The 6369-nt window shown below is 49.1% G+C and carries 4 protein-coding genes; 2 read left to right on the forward strand and 2 right to left on the reverse strand.

Translation table 11 applies throughout. The features are described from left to right. Both FP815_06385 and FP815_06390 read left to right on the forward strand, forming a co-directional pair. On the forward strand, positions 1-1708 hold a 1708-nt coding region (locus tag FP815_06385; protein MBA3014567.1), incomplete at its 5' end, for a prepilin peptidase. A gap of 49 nt (positions 1709-1757) precedes the next feature. Beyond that, positions 1758-2645, forward strand: a complete 888-nt coding sequence (locus tag FP815_06390; protein ID MBA3014568.1) for an efflux RND transporter periplasmic adaptor subunit — start codon at positions 1758-1760, stop codon at positions 2643-2645. 181 nt (positions 2646-2826) lie between these two features. Here the strand turns inward: FP815_06390 and FP815_06395 are convergent, their stop codons facing one another. Further along, positions 2827-4110, reverse strand: a complete 1284-nt coding sequence (locus FP815_06395) for a TolC family protein (protein ID MBA3014569.1) — start codon at positions 4108-4110, stop codon at positions 2827-2829. A gap of 254 nt (positions 4111-4364) precedes the next feature. Beyond that, positions 4365-6369 (reverse strand): hypothetical protein (locus FP815_06400; GenBank protein ID MBA3014570.1); only part of this gene is annotated, 2005 nt, incomplete at its 5' end.

Below are 6369 nucleotides of genomic sequence, written 5' to 3' on the forward strand. Positions count from 1 at the left end.
AGAGGCGTCAGACCGGACCCTTGGAAAACGTCATTACGATACCCAGATGATGGGTGGATGGGCTTTGCTGCAGGGTGTTGTGGCGGAGATGGCGACTGGAGAGGGGAAATCACTCTGCGCCACACTGCCTGCATGTACAGCGGCATTTGCCTCTATGCCAGTGCATATTGTCTCGGTCAACGATTATCTGGTCTCGCGGGATGCTGCCGAAATGTTGCCTCTGTATCAATTTTTTAATCTTACCGTTGGCGAGATTATCCATGGGATGCAACCACCAGAGCGTAAGAAGGCATATCATTGTGATATAACCTACTGCAATAACAAGGAACTGGTTTTTGATTACCTCAAGGATCGGTTGGTCCTTGGGAGTGGGAGTAACCGGGCGCAGTTGCAGCTTGAGAGTCTTTATCAAAGTCATTGCCGGTCAGACCGGCTGTTGCAGCGTGGTTTACACTTTGCCATAGTTGACGAAACCGACAGCGTTTTGATCGACGAGGCGCGGACCCCTCTTATTATTTCCTGTGAGAAGGGGTGTCGGCATGATAATGATAAAGAAATCTATAGCCAAGCGCTCGATCTCTCCGGTTTCCTCAAAGAGGGTGAGGATTTCACCTTGGATCCGGGCGATTACTCGATTGGCTTGACAGAGAGAGGGAAGCAGCATCTGGAGGCCATGGGCGAGATTGCCGGGGGCATATGGTGCGTAAAAAAAAATAGAGAGGAATTGGTCTCTCTTGCATTGGCAGCTTGCCATCGTTACCATAAAGATCGTCATTATCTGCTTGATATTGAGGGGAAAATTCAGATTATCGACGAATATACCGGGCGTATTATGCCGGACCGCTCGTGGGAGGGCGGGCTTCATCAGATGATCGAAGCTAAGGAAAATTGTGCAATCACCAATAAACGGGAGACGATCGCCAGGATAACCTATCAGCGGTTTTTTCGACGGTATTTATTGCTGTCCGGTATGACCGGCACTGCTGCCGAAGTAGCAAAAGAATTGTGGACAGTCTATGAATTAAAAACCATTCGACTTCCAACGCATCGGCCCCTTTGTCGTCGGCACTTACCTTTTCAGATGCATCAGGCAGTTGAGACGAAATGGCAAGCGGTGTTGCATCACGTTATGGCAGTGCATAATGAAACGAACCAGCCAATACTCGTTGGGACCCGTTCAGTAGAGGCATCAGAGCATTTGAGTCGTCTTTTTAGTGAGGCGTTACTGCCGCATGTTGTTCTTAATGCGCGTCAGGACAGGGATGAAGCGGAAATCATCAGTCGTGCAGGGGAACTTGGGCGCATTACTATTGCGACAAATATGGCAGGGCGAGGGACTGACATAAAATTGGCTTTGGGAGTAAAGGAGAAGAGTGGTTTGCATGTGATCTTAACCGAGTTCCATGATTCGCGGCGTGTGGATCGGCAGCTTTTTGGCCGCTGCGCTCGGCAGGGTGACCCGGGAACGTGTATTGCAATTGCCTCCATCGAAGATGAATTGGTTAAATTATTTGTTGATAGTCAACTTAAGGTTGTGCAGGGGTTGTTTCATTTGTGCCATCAGATAATGGGGTTACGTTTTTATTTGTGGTTGATCAGGGCAGCACAATGGGCGGCGGAGCAACGTCATGCACGTTCACGAAAGGATACGTTGGAAACGGATAGGAGGCTGGACAAGATGATGGCTTTCACTGGGCGTGTAGAATAACTTTATTGAGGTTATTCGATCCGGGGTCCAATAGAGCGGTTTTTTTGTCATGACACATTCGATTGTGAAAGAAATGGTGAAGGGGAATTGTATGAAATTGTTTACCATTGGTATCAGTTTGGCTTTGATGTGGGTTGCGATGAGTCCAGTAATCGCAGCTGGTTTACCAGAAACAGTCGAACTGGATGCTATGATCGAACCTCACCAAACGGTGGAGATACGAAGCCCGGTTGAAGGACTCATAAAAGAGATTACTGTGGAGCGGGGAGATTTTGTTACAAAAGATCAGCCGTTAGTGAAGTTGGAATCTGGTCAGGAAGAGGCCACGGCAGCATTGTGGTGGTTTCGTTCAAGAATGGAGGCTCCAATTCAATCGGCAATGGCGCGGTGTGATTTTAGTGAGCGAAAAGAAAAACGGCTGTCTCAGCTTTATGGCGAAGAATTTGCCTCTCAGGCGGACAAGGAAGAGGCAGAGGCAGAACAGCAGCTTGCCGAAGCACAACTTGTTGAAGCTAAGGAAAATAGGCAACTTGCAGAACTCGAGTTATTGCGCGCCAAGGAAGTTCTTAGTGCTCGGACCTTGAAAAGTCCATTTTCCGGGGTTGTTGTGGAGCGTTTTCTCAATCCGGGCGCAGTGGTAGTGGCTGGTTCCGGAGAAAAAAAACCTATCCTCAAACTGGCAGCTCTCGACCCACTGTATGTAGAGATCGCAGCTCCCTTGGCATTGATGGGTAAAATTACCAAGGGTACCATTGTTGAAGTGAGGCCGGAGGTTCCGGAGGGCGCTGTGTACGAGGGCGTTGTTAGTGTAGTTGACCTAGTCGCGGATGCGCCAAGTGGAACTTTTGTCGTGCGTGTTGAGTTGGCGAATCCTGAAATGAAAATTTCGGCAGGTATCAAGTGCAAGGTTAGGATTCCAGTACAGAAAACGCCTTGAACCGCATCTCTTAGGTTGAGGCAGTTATTGATAATCTCGCAAAAAGTCCGGGGATGGCTAAGCAAAAGGGCCGAGATACAAGGCGCGGGGTTTTTTTGAGAGTGAGGCCATACATATGGTATGCCGAACGAACAAAAATGCTCCGCAACGCAGTAGATCGGACTTTTTGCGACGCCATCAGTTATTGAGTAATGTCCGATGCCGACAGGCCTGCGACTTTTTCCCATTGCACTTTGGATAAAATCACATCCAATTTAGCTGTGATCAGTTGGCCCTTGGCATCGGCTAAAAGGCTCTCAGCTTGCACGAGGGACAAGATATCACCTTTGCCGGCTTTGTATTCACCAAGAGCTTGATTGTAATTATGTTCGGCGTGGACGATTTGTTGGTCGGCAACCTTGAGCATGTCCGAGGAGGTAATGAAATCGTCTTTTGCTTTACTCAGATCGAGTAGAACTTTACGCTGTGCCTCCTGTAGCCGCAACTCAGCGGCGCTCACCTCGTGTCTTGCAGCGACAACTTTGTAGTATTTCCCCCATTCAAAAAAATTCCAGTTAGCCGAAAAACCGATGATTTGCTCTTCAGGGTAGGATGTCTGGTATAGTTCTGAATCGTTTTTATCATGGGCGGCGCTCGCTGAGACGACGGGATAAAAGGCGCTCTTTGCCAGTAATTTGGTATCTTTTGAGATATCAATGGCAGTTCTTGCCTGAATAATTTCAGGGCGGTTTTTTGCTGCTTCATTAATTTGGCTCTCATCAGGGGGTGAAATAGCGTCATTCATGGAGCCTGTAAGGTCATGGATATCTTGAAGTGGGAGGCCCATGAGAGAGTTGAGCTCTGACAGCGCTTTTCTATAATCCCCTTCTGCTTCGATGATGTTGAATCGAGCCTGTTCAAGTCGAACTGAAGCCTGCAGCACATCTGAGAGTTTGACATATCCCAGTTTGTGTCTGCCTTTGGCGATATTGTGATCTTTTTCGGCAAATTGAAACTGCAGGTTTCGTTGTTTTACGATATCACGTTGAGCAATAGCAGAATAAAAGGCTGTTGTTACAGTGGATACAAGTTCTATCTCTGATTTTCTGGTTTCCTGTTGGTCAACAGTGAGGTTCGATCCCGCAATCTTTCGATTGGCCAGACGCTTCCCGCCATCAAATACCGTGTACGACACAGCAACTTTATAATTTTTTGAATTATATGTTTCCGCTGAACTATGGTGCTGGTTTTCGCTGGCCGATCCGTCGATGGTTGGTAGGTAGGGGGAGAGTGATGCGGTATACAGAGCCTCTGTGGCCGCGACTTTTTGTTGAGAAGCTTGATAGATAGGTAAGGAGTTTCGAGCGTTAGTTACGGCTTCATCAAGACTCAGCCCTGATGCGTGTGATGCCGGATGGCAAACCGATAATAAAAAAAATAGAGAAAATCTTTTTTTTTGGCGTAGGGTCATGAGGGGCAGATCCATATGTTAGTCGAGAATTAGGAGCCGTCACTGTCATAAAATAACTTATGCATTGCTGATCGTGCCTTTACGGCTCCTTATGCCGATTCGACTATAACAAATGACTAGGTTATTTCATGACAACGGCTTAGTTGTTCGGGGGCAGATGAATGATAGCCGACTCCCTTATCTAAAACAGATGGGGTTTAAACGAACAAGAAAAAAGCGCGCTGTCTAATCAACAGCGCGCTTTTTTCTTGTAATACTGAAGACGAGGGTTACTTCGCGGCCTTTACCCCTCCTGTCGCTTGATTGTTTACGGGGAGACTAACCATGATTCGAGCATTCGAACCTGATATTTTATGGAGTGAAGATTTTTGATCGACAAAGTTCTTTACCCAGGCTGAGGATTTGTTGCGCGCAATCTCAATCGGAAGTGTCGCCCCAAGAGATGTGGTCTCTCCCAAGCGGATTATTGATTTTGCATCTTCATCGGTTGTCTTGTCTTCGCTAGTCTGGCGTGACCGAGTCCATTTGAAGAAAGGATTGATGGAAGAATTTTTCGGTTCCTCTTTGGTTATGGTGATTTGGCCATCGGCCTCATCGGCACCTGGAACCGGCAATGGCGTAAGCACCATATGCCCGTCATTAAGGTTGACCCACTGGAGATCAAGGACCGATTTGCCATTCGCCGGCACTCCAATGACCTCAAATTCGATTTCGGCCAAGGTGCCAGCTACTAGCTCGCCCAAGGGTAGCATGCTGCTGGTGTCAATCCGTAAAATACCATTGCTATCGCTGCTGATAAAGGATCCAAAGGAGCTGGTAATAGTGCCCCTGTTGATGGACTTGATTCGTAAGACCTGAGGGTCATAGCTAAGGCGAATCTCCACCGCTTGAAGTCCACTTGCCGGCTCCAGTGGTTCAAGGTTGATCGGAACTCGTATTATTGAGCCCTTGGACGCTGTCAGGGTGGTGGGGATAGTGACTTTAGGGTCTGGTCCGCCAAAGAAAATAGGAACTACCCCAGCAGGGATCGGGTCAATTTCTAGGCGGTTATAAGCGGCATTTCCGGTTGTGTACCAAGCGGCTTCTCGAAGAATCGTGGTGGAATCAAGAGAGTTAAGCTCTGCGTTGGCGTTGACATCTGCCACAATGAGTGGATCGACATTCGGGTAAGCAGCAAAACCGCTATCGAGTCTGACCACTACCCGAGAGGCCAGCTGGGCATCCAAGGTACTATAGGCAGCGTTACCTGAAGTTTCACCGGAGTAGCCCACGAGATGGAGGCCATTATCACCCCTGGCAGTCAAGGCCCCACTATTGATCTGTACGTTGGTCAACTCAATTAAATGTTTTGCTCCGTATGGTGCATTATCAGGAACGATAGCATCGAGTTTGACCATCTGTTTGATGCCGGCGGTGAGAGTGCCGATGCCGGTAACAGTGATATCAACCCGTCCTGAGGTGATGGTTGCAGTCACAGAACTGTTAGTCGGCAATGAGGTTCCGGCGCTTGCGCCACGGATTGTCAGCAAGGCAGGATTGTATAGAACGGTGAATGAGAGGCTCTGTACTCCATTGCCGTCACTGAGTGTAATCGGGATGTCAGCTCCTGTTGTTGGAAGGTTAACCTCCTGGCCTGGGCCACGCATGAAGTCGGCAATTTCCAAAGTTCGCCCGCTGAAGGAAGCCACAGTAAAGCTGGCTACATAGTTGTCTCCGGCAGTCCCGTCACTATTTCCATCCAATAGCTGACCTGATGGGGTAGCAAAACCATTCGTCGCGCTGCGAGCGGTGACGGTGTAGGTGTCAGCGGCAAGGGGGCCACCAGTCTTGGTGAATCGCACCTTGCCGGCAGCGGCATCAACCACCATCGACCCTTTGACCGCACCGGAGGTGGAGCCGATCAGGGTAATATCGGCAGCCCCCAGCCCGCCTGTTTGGGTGTCGTAGAGGTTGAGCACGCTCCCATTCAGCGGACCATTGAAGAATAGATCGAAACCGCTGGCTGTTGGTACGAGGTTGGTCACCTGCAGGGTTGTTTGATTCACGTTAAAGGTCAGTGTTTCACTCGAGACTGCACCAAATGAGTCAGCAATGTTGACGGTGAAGGTCTCGGTGCCGGTGAATCCTGCCGCTGACTGATAGCTGAAGCGACCGTCAGTCCACATGGTCAGTGTTCCACCATCGGAACCGAAAGAGGTTGATGCAACGTGAATGGCATCTCCGTCCGGGTCGCTGTCGTTGGCCAGCACACCGTGCTCAGCATCGATGGTGAGG

The sequence above is a fragment of the Desulfobulbaceae bacterium genome, from assembly GCA_013792005.1.
Lineage (GTDB): Bacteria > Desulfobacterota > Desulfobulbia > Desulfobulbales > VMSU01 > VMSU01.